The sequence below is a fragment of the Streptomyces sp. NPDC053513 genome, assembly GCF_044544765.1.
Taxonomy (GTDB): Bacteria; Actinomycetota; Actinomycetes; order Streptomycetales; family Streptomycetaceae; genus Streptomyces; species Streptomyces litmocidini.
The window spans coordinates 221365-246697 of the sequence record NZ_JBITXP010000007.1 but is presented as its reverse complement, the minus strand read 5'-3'; the positions used below and the strand labels follow the sequence as shown (position 1 = coordinate 246697).

Below are 25333 nucleotides of genomic sequence, written 5' to 3'. Positions count from 1 at the left end.
CGGTGGTGTTGACGTGGTCGACCACCCCCCAGGGTGGCAGATCCGGAGCTCTGGAAAGGGAGCGCAAGTGAGCGACACGTACTACGAGTTCGGTACGGCCGGGGAACGCTGGGAGCGGGCGCAGCTGTTCTTCGACGCGAAGGAGTACGGAACCGCCGTCCGCATCCTGCGCGGCCTCGTCGCCGAGCACCCGGAGCAGACGGCCCAGCGGCTCCTCCTCGCCCGGGCCTACTACCACTCCGCGCAGCTCTCCCGCGCCGAGACCGAGCTGCGCGCCGTCCTGGAGCGCGACCCGGTCGAGCACTACGCCCGGCTGATGCTCGGGCGGACCCTGGAGCGCCAGGGGCGCCCGGAGGAGGCCGCGCCGCACCTGCGGATGGCCGCCGCCATGACGGGCGACACCCCGTCCTGACGCGCTGCTGATACCCCCGCGCGGTATATTCGCCGCCAGGAGGTCCTGGCTGTGCGTACACACCGAGCGGAACGCGGTGAGCGAGCGGGAGGTGCCGTCGGGCACCTCCTGCTCGTCGTCGTGCTCGCCCTCGGGGTGTTCCTGATGCACGCCGTCGGGCACCCCGAGGGCTCCGGCGGAGACATGGGGACGGGCATGGACACCGTGTCCGTCTCGCATCACGGCTCCCCCGCGCACGAGGCCGCGCCGCACGACGGCGGGAACTCCGATGCCCGGCACGAGCCGGGCACGGGGATGGACATGACCACCCTCTGCGTGGCCGTTCTCGGCGCCTGGCTGCTCGCGGGACTCGTCCGGGCCGCGCTCGGACGCCGCCCCGACCGGCTCGCCCTCCCCCTCGCGCGGCTCGTCCGCGCCGCCGGGCCGCGCGCCCCTCCCCCGCGACCTCCCGACCTCGCCCAGCTGTCCGTTTTGCGGATCTAGACCGGACTCGAAGCGCCCCGGGCCGCTCCACGCCGCCCCCGCGCGCCACCGGTCGTTCCCTTCCGCCCGTACGTGCACACAGCATCCGTACGTACACACAGCACACGAGGTACCCCATGCACGCCTTCACGCACCGCACCACCCGCAAGCTCGCCCTGGTCGGGGCGCTCGCCGGGGCCGGACTGCTCCTGACCGCCTGCGGCAGCGGCGACGGCACGAGCGGGACGGACCACGGCGGTACGTCCGCCCCGTCCTCCGCCACGGCCCCCGTCGCGCCTTCCGCCTCCGCTCCCGCCGCCGGCGCGGACTCCGCTCCCGGGGACTTCAACGACGCGGACGTCATGTTCGCGCAGATGATGATCCCCCACCACGAGCAGGCCCTGGAGATGGCGAGGCTCGCCGACGGCCGGGCCGAGGACCCCGAGGTCAAGAAGCTGGTCGCCGCGATCGAGCGGGCCCAGGAACCGGAGATCCGGAAGATGAGGGCCTGGCTGAAGGGCTGGGGCAAGCCGGAGTCCGCCGGCCACGGCTCCGGACACGGCATGTCCGGGATGATGTCCGACCAGGACATGAAGGACCTGGCCGCGACGGAGGGCAAGGCCTTCGACCGGAAGTTCGCGGAGCTGATGGTCGCCCACCACGAAGGCGCCGTCGCCATGGCGAAGGACGAGCAGAAGGGCGGCGCCAACGCCACGGCCAGGAAGCTCGCCGACGACGTCGTACGGACCCAGTCCGCCGAGGTCGACCAGCTGCGGAAGATCCTCGACCGCCTCTGATCCCTCCCGGCGGGGTCCTCGACCTCCTCCGATCCGCCCGGCGGAGGTCCTCGGCCGTCTCTGCTCCCGCCCGGCCCGGGCGGCCCGTCCTCCTCGGACGGGCCGCCCCCGCCCTCACGCCCCCGCTCGCCGGTCCACGACCACCTCGCCACCCACCACGACCGTCTCCGCCACCGTGCCCGGGATCTCCTCGGGGGCGATGCGGAGGATGTCGCGGGAGAGGACGACGAAGTCGGCGAGCTTGCCCACCGTCAGCGAGCCGCGCTCGTGCTCCAGGAAGTTGGCGTAGGCCGAGCCCATCGTGTAGCCCTCGACGGCGGTGGCGACGTCGATCGTCTCGCCGGCCGTCCAGGCCTCGCCGCCGCCGGGCGGCCGGCGGGTGACGGCCGCGTGGATGCCGACCATGGGGTCCATCTCGGCGACGTTCCAGTCGCTGGAGAGGGCGAGGACCGCGCCGGCCGCGTGCAGGCTGCGCAGCGGCCAGGCCTTGTGCCAGCGCTCGGGGCCGACGTTCTCGGCCCAGTCCTGGCCGGGTCCCGCGATGTCGGGGGCGGCGTGCCGGGGCTGCATGCAGGCGACGACGCCGAGCTCGGCGAAGCGCGGGGTGTCGGCCGGGTCGAGGCACTCGACGTGGACGACCTGGTGGCGGGCGTCGCGCGGTCCGTTGACGGCGCGGGCCCGCTCGACGGCGTCGAGGACGGTGCGGATGCCCCGGTCTCCGGTGGCGTGGACGAAGCACTGGAAGCCGCGCGCGTCGAGCCGGGTGAGCAGCTCGGCGAACTCCTCGGGCGGGTAGAAGGTGTCGCCGCGGTGGTGGGAGCAGCCGGCGTACGGCTCCAGGAGGGCAGCGGTGCGGGGTTCGACGACGTCGTCGATGTACAGCTTGAGCGGGCCGACCCGCAGCCGGTCGTCGGCGTACTCGTCGGCCGCCGTCTCGAAGTCGTCCAGGTCCGCTTCGGTGGTGCCGCGCGGGTGGAAGAGCGCGGCGACGATCCGGGAGCGGAGCCGGCCCTCGGCGCGGGCGCGGTCGAAGAGGGCGAGGTCGTCGAGGGAGTTCTGCGGTTCGACGACGGTGGTGATGCCGTAGCCGATGGCGTCGTCCAGGCTCTTGGCGAGCCGTCCGTACTGCCGGTCGGGCGAGGCCCAGGGGAGACCGAGCTCGCGCAGGGCGCGGTGGCCCTCGCGGGACAGGCCCTTGACGGCGAAGTCCTTGACGAATCCGGTGGGCTCGCCGGTGGCGGGATCGGTGACGGCCCGGCCGAAGGGCAGCTCGGTGTGGTCGCGGTCGACGCCGAGGCGGCGGAGGGCGGCGGTGTTGAGCCAGGCGGTGTGGACGTCGTAGCTGAGGACGAGGGCGGGGGTGTCCCCGGTGGCCGGGTCGAGGTCGGCGGCGGTGGGCATCCGCCCGCCGGGGATCGCGGAGTAGTCGAAGGCCTCGGCCTCGATCCACCCGGCGTCCGGGTGGGCCGCGTGCCAGGTGCGGACGCGCCGGTGGATCTCGTCGAGCGTGCGGGCTCCGGCGAGCTGGACGCAGGCGTCGTCGGAGCCGAGGCGGACGTGGTTGTGGGCGTCGACGAAGCCGGGCAGGACGAGCCGCCCGCCGGCGTCGAGGATCCGGGTGTCCGGGCCCGTCCAGTCGGCCGCCTCGGCGTCGGCTCCGATCCAGACGATCCGTCCGGCGCGGACGGCGAGGGCCTGGGCCTCGGGGAGCGCCGGGTCGACGGTGTGGATGCGGGCCCCGGTGAGGACGAGGTCGGCGGGGGCGGTGCGGTTCATGGGGGTGTGGCTCCGTGTCGTACGAGAAGAGTCGGGGGTTGCCGGATCGGCGTTATCGGATCGGGGTCACCGTGCGGCGGGCGAGGAGGACGTACACCGCGGCGGAGACGACCGCGCCGAGGAGCGTGAGGTCCGCGCCGCCGAGCGGGGCGACGAGGGGGCCGGTCCACAGTTCGGAGTCGCAGGTGAGCGCGGAGAAGAGGAGGCCGGCGAGGAGGGCGGTCATGCCCGCCGGGTGCCAGCCGGAGCGGTACCCGTAGGCGCCGCCGGTGTCCGCGTGCAGGGCGGCGGAGTCGTAGGTGCAGCGGCGGAGCACCATGTCGGCGAGGAAGACCCCGCCCCAGGGGGCGAAGACGATGATCAGGAGGGAGAGGAAGGAGAGGAGGGAGGTGGTGAAGTCGGTGAGGAAGAGGGCGCCGAGGGAGCCGGCGGCGGTGACGGCCGCGCTGATGACGATGGCGCGGGCCCGGCTCCAGGGGATGCCGAGGACCTGGAGGTTCAGGCTCGACGAGTAGAGCGTGATGATCGAGTTGGTGACGGAGCCGCCGAGCACCAGGGCGAGGAAGAGGGGCTGGAACCAGCCGGGGAGGAGGCTCTCGGTGCCCGCGACGGCGTCGGTCATGTCGGTCTGGGTCGCGGCGGCGACTCCGGCGACGCCGAGCGCGACGGAGGAGACGAAGCCGCCGAGGGCGCCGCTCCAGGTGAGGGCCTTGAGGCTGGTGGTGCGGGGCAGGTAGCGGGTGTAGTCGGCGGGCATGGGGAGGTACGAGAAGGGGCCGGCGAGCATGACGACGAAGGCGAGGCTCCAGCCGGAGGCGCCGGGCGCGGCGGCGGGGGCGGAGGTGTCGGTGCCGGGCAGGACGAGGACGAGCAGGGCGGCGAAGCCGGCGGCGAGGACGTACGCCATCCAGCGCTCGGCGAACTGGACGGTGGCGTGGCCCCAGAGGGCGACGGCGAAGGTCAGTGCGAGGGTGACGGCGAGCGCGAGGGCGCGGGCGGCGGGTCCGCCGTGCCAGCCGAGGTCGGTGAAGAAGGCTTCGAGGGCGAGGGTGCCGACCACGGTGTTGACGATGGTGTAGCCGATGCTGACGATCCAGTTCAGCAGGCCGGCGGGCCAGTTGCCGCGGCGGCCGAAGGCCGCGCGGGAGATGACGAGGGTGGCGGTGCCGGTGCGCACGCCGCTGAGGCCGGCCGCGCCGATGGCGAGGAAGGAGAGGCCGCCGAGCACGACGACGGCGGTGGCCTGCCAGAAGGAGAGCCCGAAGGCGACGGCGAGGGCGCCGTTGATGACGTAGGTGAAGGTGAGGTTCGAACCGAACCAGAGCCAGAAGACGTCCTTGGCCCCGCCGTGCCGTTCGGCGTCGGGAATGGGGTCGATCCCGTGTTCCTCGACCTGGAAGACCTCGTCGGTCGCCGGCCGGCCCGTGGTCACGGGCGCCGTCTCGCGTTCGAGCACACCGCACTCCTGTCCTGATGATGCCCTGACGACATCTTGAATGCCGTTCTAAGTTTTAGAACGGCATTCAAGATGCGTGAGGGTTCTCGCCGCGTCAAGACCCCCGGAGGTTGCGGTTAAGGTCGACCCCGGACACGGGCACGACGGAACGGCAGGACGGGGACGGCGGCGGTGGCAGGCGCGGCACGACGACGGGACGGGAACGTCACCCAGGAGCGGATGCTGGAGGAGGCCATGGCGGCGATCGCCGAGGACGGCCTCGCCTCCCTCACCATGTCGGCGCTCGCCGAGCGGCTCGGCACCAGTGGCGGCCACATCCTGTACTACTTCGGCAGCAAGGACCTGCTGCTGCTCGCCGCCCTCCGCTGGAGCGAGGCCGCGCTCGCCGAGGAGCGGCGCGCGCTCCTCGCCCGGCGGATCACGGCCGAGCGCAAGCTCGACCTCTTCCTGCGGCTCTACCTCCCGCGCGGCCCGCGCGATCCGCGCTGGACCCTGTGGATCGAGCTCTGGGCCCGCACCCCCGGCAACGCGGCCCTGCGCGAGGCCCAGGCCGAACTGGACACGGGCTGGCAGGAGGACCTGGAGGCCCTGCTCGCGGCGGGCGTGGCGCGACGGCGTTTCGCCCCGCTGGACGCCGCCGCCCGCGCCTCCGAACTCCTGGCCCTCCTCGACGGGTTGAGCACCCGCGTGGTCCTCGGCCAGGAGACGGGCCGGGACCCCCGGCCCGCCCTGGAGACGGCGCGCTCGGCGGCGCGCGCCCTGGTCCCTCAGTATCCCCCAGGAGGGCAAGGTAAAGTGACGAGCCGTCAGCCCCGGTAGGCCTCCAGGAGGCGGAGCCACGCCTCGCTCAGTGTCGGGTACGCGGGGACCGCGTGCCACAGGCGCGCGATCGGCACCTCGCCCGTGACGGCGACGGTCGCCGAGTGGAGGAGCTCCCCGATGCCGGGCCCCACGAAGGCCGCGCCGAGGACCACCTCCCGGTCCAGGTCGACGACCATCCGGGCGTGCCCCCGGTACCCCTGGGCGTAGAGTCCGGCCCCGGCGACGGACCGCATGTCGAGGTCCACGGCCCGGACCCGGTACCCGGCGCGCTCCGCCTCGGCGAGGGTGAGCCCGACCGAGGCCGCCTCGGGGTCGCTGAACACGACCTGCGGCACCGCCGCGTGGTCGGCGGTGGCCGCGTGCGCGCCCCATTGTCCGGTGTCCAGGGAGGCGTCGCCCCGCGCGCGGGCCGCGATCGCGGCACCCGCGATCCGGGCCTGGTACTTGCCCTGATGGGTCATGAGCGCACGGTGGTTGACGTCGCCGACCGCGTAGAGCCAGTCGCTCCCGGCGACCCGCAGGGTGTCGTCGACGTCGAGCCAGGAGCCAGGCGTCAGACCGACCGTCTCCAGGCCGATGTCCTCGGTGCGCGGCTTCCGGCCGGTCGCGAAGAGCACCTCGTCGCCCTCCACGTGGTCACCGCCCTCCAGGACCACGGTGACCGGTCCGCTGCCCCCGTCGCGCACCACCGCGCTCACCGCCACGCCCGTACGGACGTCCGCGCCGCGCGTGCCGAGCGCGGCGGCCACGTGCTCGCCGAGGAAGGGCTCCATGCGCGGCAGCAGCCCCCCGCCCCGTACGAGCAGGGTCACCTTCGAGCCGAGGGCCTGCCAGGCGGTGGCCATCTCCACGCCCACCACTCCCCCGCCGACCACGACGAGCCGCTCGGGCACCCGGTCGGAGCTGGTCGCCTCCCGGCTGGTCCAGGGGTGCGCCCCGGGCAGTCCCGGCAGCTCCGGCAGGAGGGGGCGGGTGCCGGTGCAGACGGCGACCGCGTGCCGGGCGGTGAGCACGTGCCGCTCGCCCTCGGGGCCCGCGACCCCGACCCGGCGCGGCCCGAGGAGCCGGCCGTGGCCCCGGAAGACCCGGACGCCCACGGAGTCCAGCCAGTCGACCTGGCCCTCGTCCTTCCAGTGCCCGACGACCTCGTCCCGGTGGGCGAGGACCTCCATCGCGTCCAGCGGCCCGTAGACCGACTCGCGCAGACCGGCCACCTTTCGGGCGTCGGAGCGGGCGATCGCGGGGCGGAGCAGCGCCTTGCTGGGCATGCACGCCCAGTAGGAGCACTCGCCGCCGATCAGCTCGCTCTCGACGATCGCCGCGGTGAGGCCGCCGGCCCGCACCCGGTCGACGACGTTCTCGCCGACCGGGCCCGCGCCGATCACGACGACGTCGTAGGTGTGCTCGTCTTCCACCGTTCGTGTCATGGCTCCCAGTCTGGTGCCGGAGGCACGGAATAGCGCGGCTCGATACGCCGTTGTGCCGGGCGAGTCCCCAGGGGACCGTGAGGACACCGCCAGGAGACCCGAAAGGTAGGCAGCATGAGCACCGTAGAGCTCACCAAGGACAACTTCGACGAGATCGTGAGCGGGAACGAGTTCGTGCTCATCGACTTCTGGGCTTCGTGGTGCGGTCCCTGCCGTCAGTTCGCCCCCGTCTTCGAAGCGGCCTCCGAGCGGCACCAGGACCTCGTCTTCGCCAAGGTCGACACCGAGGCACAGCAGGAACTGGCCGCCGCGTTCGAGATCCGCTCGATCCCCACCCTGATGATCGTCCGCGACAACGTGGCCGTCTTCGCACAGCCCGGCGCCCTGCCCGAGACCGCACTCGAAGACGTCATCGGACAGGCCCGACAGCTGGACATGGACGAGGTCCGCAAGTCCATCGCCGAAGCCCAGCAGAAGTGACCCACCGCGAGAAGGGGTACGGGAGAACCTCCCGTACCCCTCTCGCATGCCGCGCGGGCCTCGACATGCCGTGCGCAGGCCTCGTGTGCCGTGTGCGGGGCGCCGGACGCGCCCAGCGAGGGCCCGTGCTCGCCGCGCGGGAGCGGTGGGACGGGTGAGTCTCACCGGCGGGCTCGTGGACGGCTCGTCGCTGCCGGGACGGACGGCCCGCACGATGGAGGGCGGAGGGTGAGCGGTCCGGTTCCGTGCCGCGCCGGATCCGCACGGCGGGCCCGGCGCGGCTCAGAGGAGCGGATCGGCCTCGGTGCCCGCGGGCTCCGGGGCGGTCGCGTCCTGCTCCCGCCACGAACGACCGGAACAGCCGGGCGGGAAGGCGGGAAACAGATGGCCGGCGATGTCGATGCGCCAGAGGTGGGCGCTGGAGCAGTCGCAGACGAAGGTTCCGGCCTTCGGCGTGTACGCGCCGGGTGTGTGCTGCTCGGTGGGGGTCACGGGGATCACCTCGTCGAATCGGAGGGGCGGTTCGGCACTGATTGGCCTGGTTCCCACCGCCCGGATGCACGGTGCGCCCGAACGGGTCCCTTTTCCGGCAGGCGCATCCGCGGGGGGCGGGAGGAGCGGAATCAGCCGGGCAGAGCCACCCCCTACGAGGAGGCAGTCATGCAGATTCTGATCGGCGTGGTCGTGGTCGCCGTGCTCATCGGTGCCTTCGTGTTCGGCTCCAGGGTCCGGGACGGGGAGAGCGGGCCCCCGTCCCCCTCGTCCCACCCGCTGCGGCCCTCCACGGACAGGCTGCCGGGCAGGATGTCGGAGTACCGTCGGCCGGCCGAAGTGCCGCGTACCGACGGAACGCGTCGGCTCCGCCCGTATCAGCTGAGGGCCGGCACGGAGACCTCCCCGCTCCCCCCGCGGGAGTAGGCGCCGCAGCCGCCCCCGGGAGCGGGGCGCGCCGTCCGTACCCGTACCGGTTCGGTCGCCGCGGGGCGCCGGGCCGGTGGTGGGCGCCCCCGCGGCTCGTCGTCCTCCCCTCGGCGGATGCGGGCGACGAGCGGTCGCGTCGTTTCCCGGGGGAGACGGGAGCTCGTTTCCCGGGGGAGACGGGAGCTCGTTTCCCCCCGGGGACAGGGGAGCTCGTTTCCCCCGGGGACACGGGGGCGTACCCGTCCCGGGGAAGTCGGTGACCCGTACGAGCCGCTGCCGCCCCGGAGGTCCCGCCTCGTGGCCAGGCGCCCGCCCGGCCCCTTCGGGCGGAGCCGTCGGGTGTCCGGGCGGGGCGAGCGTCTGCTGCTCGGGGGGTCACAGCACGCTCGACGTCCCCTTCCGCCGCCGGTGCCCGTGCGGATGCACGCGGAGGACGCGGTTCTCCGCCGCCCCGGCTCATCGATGGCTCATCGATCGAGGCGGACGAGGGAGGCGTTCAGCGCGGTGGCAAAGGCGCACCAGGCCGCGTAGGGCCACAGGGCACGTGCGGCGATCGGGTCGGTACGGGCGGTGCGGCGGATGAGCTCGGCGTTGCTCAGGTCGAGCAGCACGGTGCCGACCAGGCCCGCCCGAGGGCTGCGCAGACGGAAGAACAACCAGTTCCAGGCGGCGTCGAGCGTCAGGTTGACGGCCAGGCTCACGGCGAGCCGACGTCGCTCCCGGCCGTGGACGCGGCCTCCCGCATGGCCGCCCGCGAAGGCCACGGACGCGTACAGCGGGGTCCACACCGCGCCGAAGACCCACGCGGGCGGCTGCCACGCGGGCTTGCGCAGTGAGCGGTACCAGGGGGTGTCCGGATCGACGGCGGCGGCACCGGCCGTCGCCGCCGCGGCCACCGCGACCGCGGCCGTCGCGTAGCGCCGTATCGGCGCGTCCGCCGGCCGGGGGGCGGGGGCGCCGCCGGTGAGCCTCATGGGGACGTCCTTCCTGCCGCGTCGCCCCGCCGGGCCTTCCGCCCGGTCCGGGTGGCGCGGCGCCGTGTGCGTTCGCGGAGGCGCTTCCTCCCCCCGTGTACCCCTGCCCCGGTCGTACACCCCTCCGCCCGTCGGCGACAGGAGTCCTGCACACGGACATCGGACATCGGACATCGGACAAGCCAATGCAGAAACGATGCGAGTTGCCCCTCCGCATCGTTTCTTCCATGGTCGGAGGAGCGGCGCACCAGCCACTGAGGAGTAGCCATGAACGCTGTTCTGCAGGCCCCTTCCACCGCACCCGACGGGCTCGCCACCCCGCGGGTGCCCGCCCGGCCGTCGTCTCCCGAGGTGACGGACACCGAGCGGGACGACGCGGCGCTGGCCGCCAGGTTCCGCGACGGCGACGAGGACGCGCTGCGGGAGGCCTACCACCGCTGGGCTCCGACGGTCCACGCGCTGGCCCGGCGGTCCCTGGGCAACGCGCAGGACGCCGAGGACGTCACCCAGCAGGTGTTCCTGTCCGCCTGGCGCAGCCGGGAACGGTACCGGCCCGATCGAGGCGCCCTCGGCGGCTGGATCGTCGGCATCACCCGGCACGTCGCCTTCGACGCGGTCTCCGCCCGGACCCGCCGCTCCCGCATCGAGCAGTCGGTCGCCCTGGCGCAGCACGACGACATCGGGCAGCACCACGCCGACGAGAGCCAGAAGGCCGTCGACCGGATCCTCGTCCAGCACGGGCTGGCCGAGCTCTCCCCGGTGCAGCGGCGGCTCCTGGCACTCGCCGTCTACGGCGACCTCACCCACGCGCAGATCGCCGAACGGACCGGTCTCCCCCTGGGTACGGTCAAGAGCCACATCCGCCGCGGCCTCCTGGCGCTCCGCCGCATCCTCCAGGAACGCTGAAAAGCCCGGTGCGGGATTCTCGGACGGGAGGACGTCATGACGGACGGCACGACAGCGGGCAGCACGGACGGCCCGACGGGTGGCGGCAGGGTGCTCGTCGTGGGCGCGACCGGTGCCGTCGGAGGCCTGGCGGCCGGGATGCTGGCCGACCGCGGGGCGTCCGTCGCGCTGGCGGGCCGTGACCGGGCTCGCCTCCAGGAGCGCGCCGGCCGGTTGGGGGGCTGTCCGGCGCGCTCCTTCGACGCCTACGACCTCGACGCCTGTACGGACCTGGCGCCCTGGGCGGCACGGTCGCTGGGCGGTCTCGACGCCGTGGTCGTGGCCGTGGGCGTCGCGGGTTTCGGCCCGGCGGAGGACGTCCCCGACACGGCCGCCGAACACCTGATGACGGTCAACGCGCTCGCGCCCATGGCCGTGGTGCGGGGAGCCCTCCGGGTCCTCGGGGCGGCGAGCGTCCTCGCGGTCGTCACCGGCGCCGTCGTCGACAGGCCGATGCGGGGCACGGCCGACTACACAGCGGCGAAATCCGCGCTCGCGGCCTGGCTCGGGGTGGTGCGCCGGGAGCAGCGCGGCCGTGGGATCTCCGTCGTGGACGTGCGCCTGCCCCCTCTCGACACGGGCTTCGCCGACCGCGCGGTGATCGGCAGACCCCCCGTGCTCCCCCCGGGGCTCGATGCGGCCACGGAGGTCGATCGGCATCTCGTCACGCCGGTCCTGACCCACGAGGAGCCGAAGTGACCGACGCTCCGGCGCCGCACGCGCCCCTGTGCCCCGAGTGCATCGAAGAGCCTCTCGCGTCGTTGTCGCGTCCTATGGTGGACGACATGTCCGAAGTCGAAGCCGCCCACGGCATCACCACCGGCGCCGTCGCCCGTCGCCTCGGCGTCTCTCCGACCACGGTGCGTTCCTGGGAGCAGCGTTACGGAATCGGCCCCGCCGTCCGGAGGAGCGGGCGGCACCGGCGGTGGATGCCGCAGGACATCGCCCTTCTCGAGGAGATGTGCCGCCTGACGGCGACCGGCGTGCCTCCCGGCGAGGCCGCGCGCGTGGTCCTCGGGAGCAGCCCCTCCGCGGCGGGCGACGAAACCCCGCCTTCCGCCACGGAGCCCTGGGACGCCCCCCGTACGGACGGACGTCAGCCCGGCTCGGGCAACGGGCTGCCGCTCGGTGACGTGCGTCAGGAGTGCCGCGGTCTGGCCCGGGCGGCGGTCCGGCTCGACGCGCCGTCGATGGAGGCACTGCTGGACCAGGTCGTCCGGGACCACGGCCTCGTCACGGCGTGGGAGGAGGTGATGGTCCCCACCCTGCACGCCGTCGGACGCAAGTGGGAGTCGTCGGCCGACCGTTACGTGGAGGTGGAACACCTGCTGTCGTGGCAGGTGTCGACCGCCCTGCGGCGCGCGACGGTCACCGCGCCCTCAGCGGCGAAGCAGCCCCCCGTACTGCTGGCGTGCATGCCCTCGGAGTCCCACACCCTGCCGCTGGAGGCGCTCGCCGCCGGTCTGGCCGAACGGGGGCTGCCCCTCAGGATGTTCGGCGGCGCGGTTCCCGCCGAAGCCCTGGACGCGGCGGTACGCCGGTCGGGCCCCGCGGTGGTCGTGCTGTGGTCGCAGGCGCGCTCGACGGCGAGCCAGGCGTTGGCACGGCACGTGGCCGGCACGGCGTTCGGGACCCGGGGCGCCCGGACGAACCCCCTCGTCCTGCTGGCGGGCCCCGGCTGGGCGGGACCCGCCCCCGGCGGCGGCCTGCTGAGGCCCGGAGGCCTGCGGGAGGCGCTCGACGTGATCTCCGGTGTGTACGGGGAGGCCGCCCGCCCCGGCGAGGGGTGAGCGGCACCGTCCGGCGAAGCGGCGGACGCCCCGGTCCCGCCCCGCCCGGTCCGGCTATCCGTCGAGGTCGCCCCGGGCGACGCTCTCGCCGGAATGGGCCGGGTTCCCGTCGTACCGCTGCGCCGAGACGTCGATCACCGGGTAGCCGGACAGGTCGACGCCCTCGGGGAGGGGCAGGGTCGCGCCGCCGTCGGGTCCCAGTGTCCCGACGGCGATGAGCTTCCGATGGCTCCGGTCCATGAGCCACACCTCGAAGTACCCGTCGGTCTTGGGCAGCCCGCTGACGGACACCCGCACCTCGCGCCCGGTGCCGGGCCCCCCGACCACCTGCGCCGTACCGGTGACGGCCGGCGTTCCCGGGGAGGTGAGCCGGCTGAGCGGCGCGGCGGCGACTCCCGGCCGGTCGTCGTCGAGCTGCCACCAGGTCACGGAGCTTCCGACCGCGGCCCCCACGGCCAGACACACGGCGGCCGGCAGGAGGGCCCGGCGGGACGGCCACGTCCGTCGGCGCCGGGGCGGGAGTCCGGTGCCGGGCGGCCGGTCGCGTGCGGTGCCCGCCGGTGTCGGCTCCTCGTCACGGCGCTTCTTCCGCGGGTCGGCCGGGTGCGGGTCCGACGGCCCGCCGCGATGCGCCGCGCCGAGGTCCAGTTCGGCGGCGATGGCCCGCCACACCCGATCGGGCGGGGGCGCCAGGACGTCCTCGGTCGCCACCGCCCGTGCCGCGCGCACCACCGCGCGCAGCTCGTCGAGTTCACGACGGCAGCGCGGGCACCGGTCGAGGTGTTCTCGTGCCCGCGGGGGAAGCGGGCCGTCCGGCGCGAGCACGAGGTCGATGAGTTCATCGGCGCCGAGGTGTCCGGCCATGTCCGCCTCCCGGGGAGCCTTCGGCCTTCCTGTCGGCGGACCGCGGGGGAACCGCCGTGACGACGGGGGTCTTCCGGTGGCCGCCGGCGTCGGGTCGTACGGCGGCAGCCGGGTGGGGAAGCGTCGGCACCGGTCCGCCCGTCCCGGCGAAGGCGGCTGGGGGAAGGCGTTCCCCGTCCACCCGGGCACTGCTCACCACGCGGTGGAGGACGGTCGGTGCACCGGTCCTGTGGACCGCCGCCCGGTCCCCGGGCCGGACGTCGACGAGCGCGGCGAAGGCCCCGGGGTCTCCCGTGTTCCGCCGCGCCGGGGCGGCGCCGCCGTCCCGGAGAGGGACACCGGGATCGGTGGAGCACCCTCGCACGCGTCCTCCTCTCGGTCGGCCGTGTCGCGGTAGTGGTCGCCGAGCGCGCGGGCCATGGCCCCCACCGAATAGGAACTCCTGACCAGCAGCCTCGCCCTGCGGGCGAGTTCCGCGGCGCGCCGGTCGTCCGTCCCCACCAGACGTGTCAGACCGGCGCCGAGCGACCGCACGGAAGAGGTGTCGATCAGCAGGCCGTTGTGCCCGTCGACGAGGTAGTGCGGAACTCCGCCGCGCAGGGGGCCCGCGACGAGCATTCCGGCGTCCATGGCCTCCAGGACCGCCAGCCCGAATTCCTCCTTGGCACTCGGGCAGACGTACCGTGCCCGGATTCCGCTCGCCGGATCGGCGAGGGTCCGTTCGAGCAGCCGCACATCGGAGTTGGACAGGGCGGGCAGCATGAGGATCCGGTTCCTGGCGTCGGGACAGGAGGCGAGGGCCTCCTCGACATCGGTGCGCACGCGGTCCTCCGCCGGCCCCGGCGTCCCCGGGCTCCCGCCCACGAGGACGAGGAGCGATTCCTCGTGGCAGCCGGACTCGATCCAGGCACGGACCAGGACGTCCTGCTGCTTCACGGGATGCAGCCGTCCGACGCTCAACAGCACGGTCGGCGCCGGCACGCGGGCGTCCTCCAGGGCGGCCGAGATCGGCTCGACCAGCCGTCGGCGGCGGACATCGACGCCGGGCCCGGGCCGGTACGGCGCGATGCCCTCGGGCGGTGCGCCGATGCCGGCGGTCCCCCGGCCCCCGGCCAGCTGGGGAAAGTGGGACAGCAGTTCGGCCGCTCCGCCGTCGCGTCCCGCGATGCCGACCACCCGGTCGGCCCGTGCGGCCAGGCAGTCCCCCAGGAACACCCGGTGCAGATCGTGCCGGACGGCGGCGGGATCCGCACCCGGTGCGCCGTGGCGCTCGGTCATCTGCCGGTGCGGGTCGGGAGTGGCGGTGAAGACCAGGCGGGCGCCGATCCTCCGGGCGGCTTCGGCGAGGGCGAGGGAGCCGTCGTCGGAGTAGCGGACGTGCAGGACGTCGACCCGGGGTCGCAGGGAGCCGAGAAGCCGGGCCGCCCACCACGCCGTCTCCTCGCGGTGGTCTCCCGTGTCCTCGGGGCCCGGCGGGCGGTCGCTGTCGACCGGCAGCCTCAGGATCCAGTGGCCGGGCGACCGCCGGCGCAGCAGCACCGGGTCGGCTTCGAGTTCCGGTCGGCACGCGGTGACCGCGGTGACGACTCCCGCGATGCCGTCGGTGCGGGCGAGGGAGTCGCCGAGCGCGCCGAGGAGGACGCCCAGCCCGCCGCTCAGTCCCTCTCCCGGCCGGTCCAGGCTGCCCATCAGCATGGCCTGGGCGACGAGGACGCCGGGACGCCCGCCCGTCGTTCCGGCCCCGGCCGCACCCGGGTGGCGCAGGGCGTCCAGGAGCAACCGCTCGTAGGCGTCGTGCTCCCCCGTGGCGGACGCCGGCTCGGGCACCTCGTGCCCGGCGGAGACGAGCAGGCGCCACGCGGCGTGCCGGACCCGCCGGTGCGGGCCGCGGGCGAAGCGTGCGAGGTCCTCCACCGGCAGGGGCAGAAGGCGTCCGACGGCGGCCAGATCGAGCAGGAACGACGTCGTCTCCGGGTCGCGGCCGCGCGACAGGCCGCCGCGGAGGGCGGCGGTCGCCCGGTGGACCCCGTGCCGCCGCAGGCTGTCCGGCCAGACCGCCGCCACGGCGCTCCTCGCGTGGGCGCCTCCGGCGATCGACCGGACGCACGTCTCGGGCGAGGGGACGTCTCCCGTCCGTATCCCGCTGCGCAGCCGGGCGAGGGCGACGTCGTGGACGGAGGCCGATCCGGGGCGGGCCCGCGGCGGGTCGAACAGCGCGTACTCCGCCTCGACCAGCTCGGCCAGCAGACCACCGGCCGCCGGGCTCCGCCGGACCGGTGGCGCGTGACGGCCCGCGCGGACCGCGTGCCAGTAGCGCTGCCGGGCCGCCACGAAGGGATCCGGCTCCTCGGGACGGCCCGGCGCGCTCGGACGGCGTTCCGCCGGGGTCGGGACGTCCGGACCTGGACGGTTCATGAGGACTCCTGGTGACGAAGGGCGCGACCTGTTGTGTTTCGCCCGTGTCGCGACTCGTGGATGCGGCACGGGGCCGCGCACCGTCCCCTTCGTGGCGCGCGGGCCGGTCCGCGGGCCGCGGGGCCCCGCTCCTTCGCCGTGCATCCCGCATCCGTCCGACGTCCCCCGGGGGAATCCAGGCGGTGTGAGGGGCTCGGTGCGGTCCCCGTCCGACAGGAGGCAGGCATGGCACGCGTCGTGGTGGTCAGTCCCCCGTTCCACTCCCACGCACAGCCGATGTCGGTCCTGGCGGGCTCGCTGGCGCGGGCGGGCGCGGAGGCGTACCTGGCCTGCGGCCGGCCCTTCGCTCCCCTGGCCCGGGCGGCGGGGGCGCGCTTCGTCCCGCTCACCGTGACGCGGAACGCCAACACGGGCGTCGCCCGGAGCACCGCGCAGGGCGACCGGGAGGCGGCACGGCTCGAGGAGTTCCTCGCCTCGACCCGCGAAGGGGCTGTCGCCGCGCTCCTCGCCCAGTCCCGGCACCGCCGCGAGGACATGCTGTCCGATCCGGATCTCGTGCTGGCCGGGATGCGGGCGCTGCACGAGCGTCTCGCCCCGGACTGGTACGTGGTCGACCAGCTCAGCTATCCGGTGACGCTGGCCCTGCACTGTCTGGGGCTTCCGTTCGCGACCTTCTGCCCCGGCCACCCGACGTATCTTCCGCACGCTCCGGAGGCGCTTTTCGGCGTCCCGTACGCGTGGCCCTCGGCGACCCGCCCCGGGGACGACGAGCTGGCGGAGCTCCGGAGGGCCGCCCGGGCCACCGAGAGGGCGTTCACCCGCGAGTTCGCGCGGGTGGCGCGGCGGCACGCTCCGGAGCGCGAGGCACCGGGCCGGGCCTTCGCCCTCGCGTCCCGGCGGGCGGTCGTGTTCAACTACCCGCCGTTCCCCTGGCTACCGGAGCGGAAGGGGCCGGGGCCCCGGTACGTGTACGGCGGACACTGCGTCGTCCGGGAGCCGTACGGCCCGGACAGCGGCTGGGAGGACGGCTGGGAGAAGATCCTCGGCGCGCTGCGGGCGCGGGCCCGGCACGTCGTCCTGGTGGCCCTCGGCACGTTCCTGTCGGCCCGGGACGACGTCCTGGAGACCGTGGTCCGCGGAATCCTCTCCGAGGTGCCGGACGCCGCGGTCGTGGTCGCGGCGGGCGACGGGGTGGAAGCCCTGGCACACCTGGCAGGACCCAGGGTGCACATCGCGCGCACCGTCCCCCAACGCCGGCTGCTCGGGCACGTGGACGCGATGGTCCACCACGGCGGCAACAACTCGTTCACCGAGTGCGTCGCCTCGGGCGTCCCGGCCCTCGTGCTGCCCTTCTCCAGCGACCAGTTCTCCATCGCCCACGACGCCGAGCGGGCCCAGGTGGGCGTCTGTCTCAACCCGGTGCGTCTGACCGGGGCCGGGGCGGGCGCCGCGGTGCGGCGCCTTCTGCGGGAGAGGCCCCGGGGTTTGGGCCGCTGGACGGCGGCCCTGTCCGGACGGGGGCCCGACTGGGCGGCCCGGCGGCTCCTGCGCGCGATGCGGGAGCGGCCGGACGGAACCGATCCCTCCCGCACACCGGCGCGATCCGCCGGGGAGCACGCGTGAGCGCTCCGCGCCGGACCTCCGGGGTCCGGTCGCGGCCCTCGTCCACGGCACCCGCGGAGGACGGTCCGGCGCGCGACCGCCCGGGGTGGTGACCGCGTCGCGCGCCGCGTTCCGGCGCCGGCGGTCGCACCGGGCCGAGGCGCGCCCGGTGCTCCCTGCGATGCGCCGTCACACGGCCGGGACGGCTGGCGACGGCGAATTCGGCGCGCCGCCACGGCGCGGCTGCATCCGTGGGGAGCCGCGCGGGGGAAGCCTGGTGCGGACGGTCCTCCGCCTGTGGCGGGTGTACCGGGGCGGGGCCGGCCGGCCGCCCGCCCGACGTCGAGAACGGAGCGGGCCGCGAACCATGACGCACAGCAGCGACATCGTCGTCGTCGGCGCGGGAGCCGCCGGTCTCTCGCTGGCCTGGCGGCTGCTCGCCCCGCCGCCCGGTGTCCGGGCCCCGGAGGTGGTCCTCGTCGAGGCGCCCGCCGGCCTGCGGCCTCCCGAACGCACCTGGTGCTTCTGGGAGGCCGGAGCGGGCGACTACGACCCGCTGCTCACGGCGAGTTGGCGACGGCTCCGGGTCCGCGCCCCCGACGGCGGCGGTCCCGCCCGCGACCTCGGCGGGCTGCGCTACAAGATGTTGCGCTCCTCCGCCTTCGAGCGGGGGCTGCGGGCGCGCCTGGCCGGAGTGCGCAGGATCGAGGCCGTCGTCGAGCGCGTCGCCGACCGGCCGGACGGCGCCGAGGTGGTCTGCCGCACCTCGGACGGCGCCGTGCGCACCCTGCGCGCCCGCTGGGTCTACGACTCTCGTCCCCCCTCCGTACCGCCGCCCGCGCGGGTGGCGCTGCTCCAGCACTTCCGGGGCTGGTTCGTCCGCTGCGAGCGCCCCGCGTTCACCCCCGAGACCGTCGAGCTGATGGACTTCCGCACGCCCCAGCCCGAGCACGGACTCTCCTTCGGGTACGTCCTGCCCCTCGGTCGGCACGAAGCGCTCGTGGAGTACACCGAGTTCGGCCGGGCGCCCCTTCCCCGGTCGTCGTACGACGAGGCGCTGCGCCACTACGCGGAGCGCGTGCTCGGCCTGGGACCGTACCGGGTGACGGCCACGGAGCAGGGGGCCATCCCCATGACCGACGGCAGGTACGACCGCCGGCCGGGTCGGCACGTCTTCCGCATCGGCGCGGCCGGCGGGGCCGTGCGCCCCTCGACGGGGTACGCCTTCGCCGCGATCCAACGGCAGTCCCGCGCGGTGGCGGACGCCGTGCACAGGGGCCGCACGCCCGTGCCGCCGCCCGCCCATCCCGCGAGGCTCCTCGCCATGGACGCCGTCCTGCTGCGCGGGCTCGACACCGGCCGCATCGACGGGCCCGCCTTCTTCACCCGGCTCTTCGACCACGTGCCCGCCGCCCGCCTGCTGCGCTTCCTCGACGGCACGACCCGCCCCGTCGAGGAGTTCGCCATCGGCCTGCGCACCCCCGTGTCCGCCATGCTCCGCACCGCCGCCGAGCTGCCCCTGCTCGCCCGCCGCACCCGACCGTGAACTCCGAGGAGAATCCCCATGAGCGCCCACGACCGCGCACCGGCCGCCCGTCGCGGCCGCGATCGCAAGGCCGTCGTCCTCCCCGCGCCCCCGGGACGGCCCGCCGCCGAAGGCCCCCGGCCCCGGTGCGCGGTCGTCGGCGGCGGCATCGCGGGCATCGCCGCCGCGACGGCACTGGCCGAGCGGGGCGTCCGCGTCACCCTGTACGAGCGGGAGACGGCCCTCGGCGGCCGGCTGGCGGGCTGGCCCACCGAGCTCGCGGACGGCTCCGCCGTCACCATGAGCCGCGGTTTCCACGCGTTCTTCCGCCAGTACTACAACCTGCGCGGCCTCCTGCGGCGGGTCGACCCCGGACTCGACGGGCTCCGCCCGCTGCCCGACTATCCGTTGCGGCACAGCTCCGGGCTGCACGACAGCTTCGCCCGGGTGCCGAGGACGCCGCCGTGGAGCGCCGTGGGCTTCACCGCGCTCAGCCCGAGCTTCGGCGTGCGGGACCTGGCGCGGATGAACCCCCGGGCCGCGCTCCCCCTGCTCGACGTGCGGGTGCCCGAGATCCACCGCCGCTACGACGACGTCAGCGCCCTGGAACTGCTCGACCGCATCCGCTTCCCCGCGGCGGCGCGCCACCTCGCCTTCGAGGTCTTCTCCCGGAGCTTCTTCGCCGATCCGGCCGAACTGTCCGCCGCCGAACTCGCCCTGATGTTCCACATCTACTTCCTCGGCTCGTCGGAGGGGCTCCTCTTCGACGTGCCGGACGAGCCCTACCCGCAGGCGCTGTGGGACCCCCTCGGCCGCTACCTCGAGGGCCACGGCGTCGACATCCGTACGGGCACCGCCGTGACCGGCCTTCGTCCCGACCCGCGGGGAGGCCATCTGATCGACACCGCGCGGGCGGCCTCCGAACACGCCGACGCGGTCGTCCTGGCCCTGGACACCGCGGGGCTGCGGACCCTCACGGCCGCCTCTCCCCACCTGGGCGACGGGGCGTGGCGCGCCCGGATCGGCCGGCTCCGCACCGCGCCGCCCTTCCTCGTGTCCCGGATCTGGCTCGACCGCCCCGTCGCCGCCCACCGGCCCGGCTTCCTCGGCACCAGTGGTTACGGGCCCCTGGACAACATCAGCGTGCTCGACGCGTGGGAGGGCGAGGCCGCGCGCTGGGCGGCGAAGACGGGCGGATCCGTACTCGAACTCCACGCCTATGCCGCCGATCCGGCCACTCCCCCGGAGGTGCTCTCCCGCACCCTGTCCGAGCAGCTGCGCCGCGTCTATCCGGAGACGTCCGCCGCGCGCGTCGTCGACCGGCGGGACGAGTGGCGGCAGGACTGCCCGCTCTTCGCGGTCGGCGGCGGCGCGGACCGGCCCACCGTCGACACCCCCGACCCGACCGTCACCGTCGCCGGCGACCTGGTCCGCACCGACCTCCCGGTCGCCCTCATGGAACGGGCCGCCACCACCGGCTTCCTGGCGGCCAACGCCCACCTACGGCGCTGGGGTCTGCGCGGGCAGACGCTGTGGACCGTTCCCGACCGGGGCCGGTCCGGACTCCTGCGGCTCCTGGCCCGCCACTTCGGCGAGGGCTGACGGACGAACGCCGCCAGGCCTGCGCCGGGCACGGCCGGTCCCGGCGCCCCGGCTCGGCCGACGGTCCTCCGAGCGGCTCAGCCGGGGAAACGGCCGACCGGTCCTCCGAGCGGCTCAGCCGGGGAAACGGCCGTCCCTGCGCAGGACGAAGCGGCGTTCGGCGTACGCGAGGTCGTCCCGCCACAGCCGACCGGCGGTGGCCCGCATGGCGGGCCGCAGCAGCGGGGCGAGCGCGCGGGCCAGCGCGAACCCCCGCCGGTCCGAGCCGGCGACGACGGCCTCCACCACGGCGGTCCTCGGGCGCCGGGCGCCGGGCGGGGTGAGCGGGGTCGCGTGCGTCTCCACCACCGAGCCCTCTCCCTCACCGGCCACGACGCGCATGACGACGGTGCGCGGGTCCGGCGCCTCGAAGGCCGCGCGCACCGGGACCACGACCCGTCCGGCCACCTTGAACGACACGTCCACCAGCAGGACGTCGTCGGTGTCGCCGTCGCCGGGAGCGTCCAGGACGGTCAGGTCCACGAACGAGTACGGGTGCAGCCAGGCGCCGTGCCAGGGGTCGAGGCGGTTCGCGACCACGTCCTCCGGTTCGCAGCCGCCCACGCCGGTGTACACCGCGGCGACCGCCCCGCCCGCTCGCGGCCGGGCCGGCACGGCGGGGCGCTCGGTCGGCGGCTCGCCGCCGACCCGGTCGAGCCGTACCCACAGCAGGACCCCGTCGTCGTGCACCGGCCACGGCGACCACCCGGCGAACGGCGCGCCGTCGAGGGCGAGGCCGTGCCAGTGGCAGATCAGCCGGCCGCACCGCACCGTGCCGTCCCTGAGCGGGGCGCCGAGGTGCGGGCAGGCCCCGGGCCCCGCGTGGGGCTCGCCGTCCTCGTCGCGCCACAGCACGATCTCGGTGCCGGCGACGGTCCGGCCGAGCGGCCCGCGGGCCGTCAGGTCCGAGGCGGCGCCGACGACGAACCAGTTCCCCGTGGGGCGGGCCCGGGCCCGGTCGAGTGCCTCCGCGATGCCCGCGGGTCGGGCGTCCTGCCAGGTGGGGCGCTGGCGTTCCCAGGCGACGGCGTTCCGGCGCAGCCGCAGCGGCAGTACCGCCCTCCGCTCCGGGCGCCCGGCGGGCCCGGCGGGCCCGGCGGGAGTCCGCTCGGCCGGTCCGCCGCCCCGCCGTCCGACCCGCCCGCCGGACTTCCCGGCGACCGGTCCGCCGGGGTTCCGCCCGTTCCGCCGGTTCTGTCCGCCGGTCCCGCCCCCGTCCTGCCCGGCCCTCGTCCACCCGTCCCGCCCGCCGTGCGTCCCGTTCTCCGTGTTCACGTCCCGTCCTTTCCCTGACCCGCCGTCAGCACTTCCTCGTCCGTCGTCGCGACGGCCGCCCCGTCGTGCGTCCCGCCGGTGCCGTTCCCTGCGTGGGCGGCCCGGCCCGAGCGCCGGGCGGCGGTGCGCGCGGCGAGTGCCCCGGCCAGACCGCGCAGTGCCACGGCCGCCCTCCGGCGCCGTCCCACGACGGACCTGCGGTGCACGACCGCGTAACCGTCCTCCTCGATCGCCGCCAGGATGTCGCGGTACAGGACGAAGGCCGTGCGCACGCACGGCGCCGACACGGGGTCCAGTCGCCCGATCCCCGGCTCGGCCGTTCGGTAGACGTCCCGGGTCAGGGCCGCGGCCGTGCGCAGCGCCGAGGTGATCCGCGCGTCCCGGAGCCCGGTGCGCCTGCTCCAGAGCAGCAGCTCCCGGTCCACCCCGTGCGCCGCCAGCAGGTCGAGGGGCAGGTACACCCGCCCCCGGTCGAGGTCCTCGCCCACATCCCGGAGGAAGTTCGTCAGCTGGAAGGCCACCCCGAGCGCGGCGGCGTACGGCTCCGCCTCCGCCCGGGGCACCACGGTGCCGAGCACCGCCGTCATCTGCAGCCCGATGACGGCGGCCGACCCGTGCATGTAGGCGGTCAGGTCGGCGTAGGTCGGGTACTCCTCGACCCACAGGTCGCTGCGCATGGACGCGAGGAAGTCGGTGAAGTGACGGGCCGGGATGCCGTACCGCGCCCGTGTGTCGGCCGCCGCCCGCACCACGGGTTCGTCGGTCTCCTCTCCCCGCACGGCACGCAGCCACTGCTGCTCCAGCGCGTCGAGGGCAAGACGGCGTTCGGCCGTGGAGGCCGTGGCCCCCAGGTCGTCGACGATGTCGTCCGCGTGCCGGGCGAAGCCGTAGAGGGCGTGGACGGCGGCGCGCCGGTCCACCGGCAGCAGCCGCGTGGCGAGGAAGTAGGTCTTGCCGTGCCGGGCGTTGAGCCGGCGTCCCGTGGTGTAGGCCGCCCGCAGCGACGGATCGGTGATGCCCGCCGCGTCGAGCTCCCGTGCCGTCATTCCGGCCGCCCCTTCCCCGTCACGCGGGCCGCGGCGAGCTTCCCGGAGATCAGCACGGTCGGCACGCCGACGCCCGGGGTGGTGCCGCAGCCGGCCAGGACGGCGTTCTCCGTGCCGGCCACGAGGTTCCGCGGCCGGAAGGGGCCGGTCTGGGCGAAGGTGTGGGACACGGAGAAAGGGGTTCCGGCCGCGTGTCCCAGGGCCGTCCACTCCGCGGGCGTCACCAGGCTCTCCTCCTGGACGGAGGCTCCGAGTCCGGCCAGCCCCCGGCGCTCCAGTTCCCGTACCAGCTCGTCGCGGTAGCGCGGTCCGAGTTCGCCCCAGTGGGCGGCCCCGGGGCCGACGGCGGTGTTGGGACACGGCGCCAGGACGTAGTGCAGGTGCCGTCCCGCCGGTGCCAGGGACGGGTCGGTAGCGGTGGGCCGGGTGATGAGCAGCGAGGGGTCGGTCATCAGCCGTCCCTCGTCGATCAGTTCTCCGAACACGGTGTTCCAGGACCGTCCGAAGGACAGGGTGTGGTGCTCCAGTTGGGGCCAGGTACGGTCCGTGCCGATGTGCAGCACCACCGCGCTCGGCGCGTGCCGCAGCCGGACGGGGCGCCGCGGGGACCGTCCCAGGAGCCGGTAGGAAGCCGGCAGTTCGGGGGTGAGGACGATCGCGTCGCAGGCGATCCGGTCGTGCTCGGTGACCACTGCGGTCACGCGCCGGCCGGCGCGCTCCAGCCGGGTGACCGACTCGCCGTACCGGAACTCCACGCCCGCCCGGGCCGCCGCTTCCGCCATGGCCACCGGGACCGTGTGCATCCCGCCGCGCGGGAAGTGGACCCCGGCGACCGTGTCCATGTAGGCGATCACGGCGTACGCGGCCAGTGCGCGGGACGGGGCGACCCCGGCGTACAGGGCCTGGAAGGAGAAGACCCGGCGCAACCGCTCGTCGGAGAGGAACCGTCCGACGGCCCGGTCGAGGCGCCCGAATCCGCCGAGCGCGGCGAGCCGTGCCAGGTCCGGGTGGAGCAGGCGCAGCGGGGAGTCGAAGTTGGCGTCGATGAAGCGCCGCATCTGCACGGCGTACAGCTCCTGGAGCCAGCGGCGCAGTCTGCGGTATCCCAGCGCCTCCCCGGCGCCCGCGAAGGCGGCGACCTCGGCCTCCATGGCCTCGGCGTCCGTGTGCACGTCGAGGCGGCTGCCGTCGGCGAAGAGCGCGCGGTACGCGGGATGCAGGGGTACGAGGTCGACGCGGTCGGCCAGCGAGTCCCCCACGGCCCGGAACGCCTCGTCGAGGACGTCCGGCATGGTGAGGACGGTCGGCCCGGTGTCCACCCGGTAGACGCCGAGGTGCAGCCGTCCCGCCCGGCCGCCCGGCACCGTGTCCCGTTCCACCACGGTCACCCGCCTGCCCGCGCCCGCCAGGTGCAGCGCGGCGGCCAGGCCGGCGAGGCCCGCCCCCACGACGACGACATGGTCCGTAGGACCGGTCAGGGTCTTCAACGGGCTTCTCCGATCAGAACGGGGCCGGCGGTGTCGCGCACGGCCGTGGGCGCCACCGGCACCGGCCGTCCGGCGGTGCCCGGGCCGCAGGCGGCGCGCAGCAGTCCGCCGATCCGGTCCGCCGCGTCCCGTGACAGGCCGGCTTCCCGGACCTCGTCGACCCCGCGGTCGCACAGCTCCCGCACACGCCGGGAGACCAGCTCGCGCGCGCCGCAGGCGTCGAGAAGCTCCAGCACGCGCTCCACGTCCTCCGCCCGGGCGCGCGGCGAGCCCACCACCTCGTCCAGGAGCCGCAGTCCCGCGTGGTCGCGGTCGCGCGCGCACAGGTCCCGTGCGACGGCCAGCAGATAGGTCGCCTTGCCGTCCCGGAGGTCCTCACCGACCGGTTTCCCGGTCGACGCCGGATCCCCGAAGGCTCCTCGCAGGTCGTCGTGGAGCTGGAACGCCAGCCCCGCCGATCGTCCGGCGGCGCGCAGACGGCGTACGGTCTCCTCGGGCGCGTCCGCGAGCACCGCGCCCAGCGCCAGGGGGTGGGCCACGGTGTACCTGGCGGTCTTGAGCACGGCGGAACGCACCGCCCGGGCCGCCGACGTGGCGTTCGTGACCTGGCCGTGCAGGTCGAGGTACTGGCCGGCCACCATCTCCGTGCGCATCGCCCGCCAGACGTCCGCCGCCCGGCCCTCCGCCGGTGCCCCGCGCACGGCCTCCGCGAACGCGTCGTCGGCCCAGGCGAGGGCCAGGTCCCCCGCGAGCACCGCGGCCGCCCCGCCGAACGTGCCGCACGGCGACGCGCGTCCCGCCGTCCCGTACTGGTCGTCTATGCCGACGTGCACGGCGGGACGTCCCCGTCGCAGCGGTGAGCCGTCCATGACGTCGTCGTGGATGAGGGCGCAGGTCTGGATCAGCTCCAGCGCCGCCGCGACCCCCAGGGCCCTGGGCGTCTCGGAGACGCCGCCCCCGCAGCCCCGCATCGCCCACCACAGGAACGCCGCGCGCAGCCGTCTGCCGCCGGTCAGCGAGAAGCGGGCCACGCGGTCGGCGATGTCGGCCGCGAAGACGGGATCGATGGCCTCGGCCTCCTCCAGCCTCCGCTCCAGCAGGTGACCGAGGCACTCCCCGACGGTCGCGCGCACGTCCCGGTCGACGTCGAACGGATCGCATACGCGCATCGCAACTCCCCTGGGCGGCGGCCTGAACCGGGCGGCTCCCGGCTCGC

The 25333-nt window shown here is 75.2% G+C and carries 23 protein-coding genes; 12 read left to right on the top strand and 11 right to left on the bottom strand.

Annotated elements, in window-relative coordinates; all coding sequences use genetic code 11:
* The first annotated feature begins 67 nt into the window (after positions 1-67).
* The 3 genes from ACIGW4_RS14990 to ACIGW4_RS14980 all read left to right on the top strand — a co-directional run bounded on the left by ACIGW4_RS14990 (position 68) and on the right by ACIGW4_RS14980 (position 1671).
* Positions 68-412 carry a tetratricopeptide repeat protein gene (locus ACIGW4_RS14990; RefSeq protein WP_359589555.1) on the top strand — a complete coding sequence of 115 codons (345 nt, stop codon included), beginning with the start codon at positions 68-70 and terminating at the stop codon, positions 410-412.
* A gap of 51 nt (positions 413-463) precedes the next feature.
* Positions 464-895 (top strand): DUF6153 family protein, encoded by a 432-nt coding sequence (locus ACIGW4_RS14985; protein ID WP_399580682.1) that lies wholly within the window; start codon positions 464-466, stop codon positions 893-895.
* A gap of 116 nt (positions 896-1011) precedes the next feature.
* On the top strand, positions 1012-1671 hold the full coding sequence (locus ACIGW4_RS14980; protein ID WP_399580680.1) for a DUF305 domain-containing protein: 660 nt from the start codon (positions 1012-1014) through the stop codon (positions 1669-1671).
* 114 nt (positions 1672-1785) lie between these two features.
* Here ACIGW4_RS14980 and ACIGW4_RS14975 read toward each other — a convergent pair whose 3' ends face one another.
* Together ACIGW4_RS14975 and ACIGW4_RS14970 are read right to left on the bottom strand one after the other, a co-directional pair.
* Entirely contained in the window at positions 1786-3447 is a 1662-nt protein-coding gene (locus tag ACIGW4_RS14975; protein ID WP_123456798.1) for an amidohydrolase, read from the bottom strand.
* A 52-nt stretch (positions 3448-3499) separates the two neighbouring features.
* A complete protein-coding gene (locus tag ACIGW4_RS14970; RefSeq protein WP_359589551.1) occupies positions 3500-4903 on the bottom strand; it encodes a cytosine permease in 1404 nt (467 codons plus the stop codon).
* 171 nt (positions 4904-5074) lie between these two features.
* Here ACIGW4_RS14970 and ACIGW4_RS14965 point away from each other — a divergent pair, with 171 nt between their 5' ends.
* Entirely contained in the window at positions 5075-5722 is a 648-nt protein-coding gene (locus tag ACIGW4_RS14965) for a TetR/AcrR family transcriptional regulator (RefSeq protein ID WP_399580676.1), read from the top strand.
* On the opposite strand, the gene ACIGW4_RS14960 is transcribed toward ACIGW4_RS14965, so the two are convergent.
* The gene (locus ACIGW4_RS14960; protein WP_399580674.1) at positions 5710-7152 is read right to left on the bottom strand and encodes a dihydrolipoyl dehydrogenase family protein; all 1443 of its coding nucleotides are present in this window, start codon (positions 7150-7152) and stop codon (positions 5710-5712) included. The two genes, ACIGW4_RS14965 and ACIGW4_RS14960, sit on opposite strands and share 13 nt — an antisense overlap.
* Positions 7153-7266: 114 nt before the next feature.
* On the opposite strand from ACIGW4_RS14960, the gene trxA reads away from it, so the two are divergent.
* Positions 7267-7632, top strand: coding sequence for a thioredoxin (trxA, locus tag ACIGW4_RS14955; protein ID WP_123456780.1), 366 nt, complete (start codon positions 7267-7269; stop codon positions 7630-7632).
* A gap of 282 nt (positions 7633-7914) precedes the next feature.
* Here trxA and ACIGW4_RS14950 read toward each other — a convergent pair whose 3' ends face one another.
* Positions 7915-8124: a hypothetical protein gene (locus ACIGW4_RS14950; RefSeq protein ID WP_398707108.1), complete on the bottom strand. Its 210-nt coding sequence runs from the start codon at positions 8122-8124 to the stop codon at positions 7915-7917.
* On the opposite strand from ACIGW4_RS14950, the gene ACIGW4_RS14945 reads away from it, so the two are divergent.
* Positions 8044-8550, top strand: a complete 507-nt coding sequence (locus ACIGW4_RS14945; RefSeq protein WP_398707079.1) for a DUF6479 family protein — start codon at positions 8044-8046, stop codon at positions 8548-8550. The genes ACIGW4_RS14950 and ACIGW4_RS14945 overlap by 81 nt on opposite strands.
* A gap of 470 nt (positions 8551-9020) precedes the next feature.
* On the opposite strand, the gene ACIGW4_RS14940 is transcribed toward ACIGW4_RS14945, so the two are convergent.
* Positions 9021-9527, bottom strand: coding sequence for a TspO/MBR family protein (locus ACIGW4_RS14940; RefSeq protein WP_398706357.1), 507 nt, complete (start codon positions 9525-9527; stop codon positions 9021-9023).
* Positions 9528-9794: 267 nt separating this feature from the next.
* Here ACIGW4_RS14940 and ACIGW4_RS14935 point away from each other — a divergent pair, with 267 nt between their 5' ends.
* From ACIGW4_RS14935 to ACIGW4_RS14925, 3 genes are all read left to right on the top strand, one after another.
* Complete coding sequence (locus tag ACIGW4_RS14935; protein ID WP_399580672.1) at positions 9795-10433, top strand: RNA polymerase sigma factor; 639 nt, start codon at positions 9795-9797, stop codon at positions 10431-10433.
* 36 nt (positions 10434-10469) lie between these two features.
* Positions 10470-11171 carry an SDR family NAD(P)-dependent oxidoreductase gene (locus ACIGW4_RS14930; protein ID WP_399580670.1) on the top strand — a complete coding sequence of 234 codons (702 nt, stop codon included), beginning with the start codon at positions 10470-10472 and terminating at the stop codon, positions 11169-11171.
* An 86-nt stretch (positions 11172-11257) separates the two neighbouring features.
* A complete protein-coding gene (locus tag ACIGW4_RS14925; RefSeq protein WP_399580667.1) occupies positions 11258-12262 on the top strand; it encodes a MerR family transcriptional regulator in 1005 nt (334 codons plus the stop codon).
* A gap of 54 nt (positions 12263-12316) precedes the next feature.
* Here ACIGW4_RS14925 and ACIGW4_RS14920 read toward each other — a convergent pair whose 3' ends face one another.
* On the bottom strand, positions 12317-13126 hold the full coding sequence (locus ACIGW4_RS14920; protein WP_399580665.1) for an anti-sigma factor domain-containing protein: 810 nt from the start codon (positions 13124-13126) through the stop codon (positions 12317-12319).
* Positions 13127-13318: 192 nt separating this feature from the next.
* Positions 13319-15541, bottom strand: a complete 2223-nt coding sequence (locus tag ACIGW4_RS14915) for a glycosyltransferase family 4 protein (RefSeq protein ID WP_399580662.1) — start codon at positions 15539-15541, stop codon at positions 13319-13321.
* A gap of 225 nt (positions 15542-15766) precedes the next feature.
* Between ACIGW4_RS14915 and ACIGW4_RS14910 the strand changes: the two genes are divergently transcribed.
* The 3 genes from ACIGW4_RS14910 to ACIGW4_RS14900 all read left to right on the top strand — a co-directional run bounded on the left by ACIGW4_RS14910 (position 15767) and on the right by ACIGW4_RS14900 (position 20270).
* Positions 15767-17164, top strand: a complete 1398-nt coding sequence (locus tag ACIGW4_RS14910) for a glycosyltransferase (RefSeq protein ID WP_399580659.1) — start codon at positions 15767-15769, stop codon at positions 17162-17164.
* Between the two features lie 346 nt (positions 17165-17510).
* On the top strand, positions 17511-18689 hold the full coding sequence (locus ACIGW4_RS14905; protein ID WP_399580656.1) for a lycopene cyclase family protein: 1179 nt from the start codon (positions 17511-17513) through the stop codon (positions 18687-18689).
* Positions 18690-18707: 18 nt separating this feature from the next.
* Entirely contained in the window at positions 18708-20270 is a 1563-nt protein-coding gene (locus ACIGW4_RS14900; RefSeq protein WP_399580654.1) for an FAD-dependent oxidoreductase, read from the top strand.
* Between the two features lie 114 nt (positions 20271-20384).
* On the opposite strand, the gene ACIGW4_RS14895 is transcribed toward ACIGW4_RS14900, so the two are convergent.
* From ACIGW4_RS14895 to ACIGW4_RS14880, 4 genes are all read right to left on the bottom strand, one after another.
* Positions 20385-21356 (bottom strand): DUF5914 domain-containing protein, encoded by a 972-nt coding sequence (locus tag ACIGW4_RS14895; protein ID WP_399580853.1) that lies wholly within the window; start codon positions 21354-21356, stop codon positions 20385-20387.
* A 224-nt stretch (positions 21357-21580) separates the two neighbouring features.
* Positions 21581-22630: a phytoene/squalene synthase family protein gene (locus tag ACIGW4_RS14890; protein ID WP_399580652.1), complete on the bottom strand. Its 1050-nt coding sequence runs from the start codon at positions 22628-22630 to the stop codon at positions 21581-21583.
* Positions 22627-24117, bottom strand: a complete 1491-nt coding sequence (gene crtI / locus ACIGW4_RS14885) for a phytoene desaturase family protein (RefSeq protein ID WP_399580649.1) — start codon at positions 24115-24117, stop codon at positions 22627-22629. Before crtI ends, ACIGW4_RS14890 begins: the two co-directional genes overlap by 4 nt.
* A complete protein-coding gene (locus ACIGW4_RS14880; RefSeq protein ID WP_399580646.1) occupies positions 24114-25286 on the bottom strand; it encodes a polyprenyl synthetase family protein in 1173 nt (390 codons plus the stop codon). Before ACIGW4_RS14880 ends, crtI begins: the two co-directional genes overlap by 4 nt.
* Between the last annotated feature and the right edge of the window lie 47 nt (positions 25287-25333).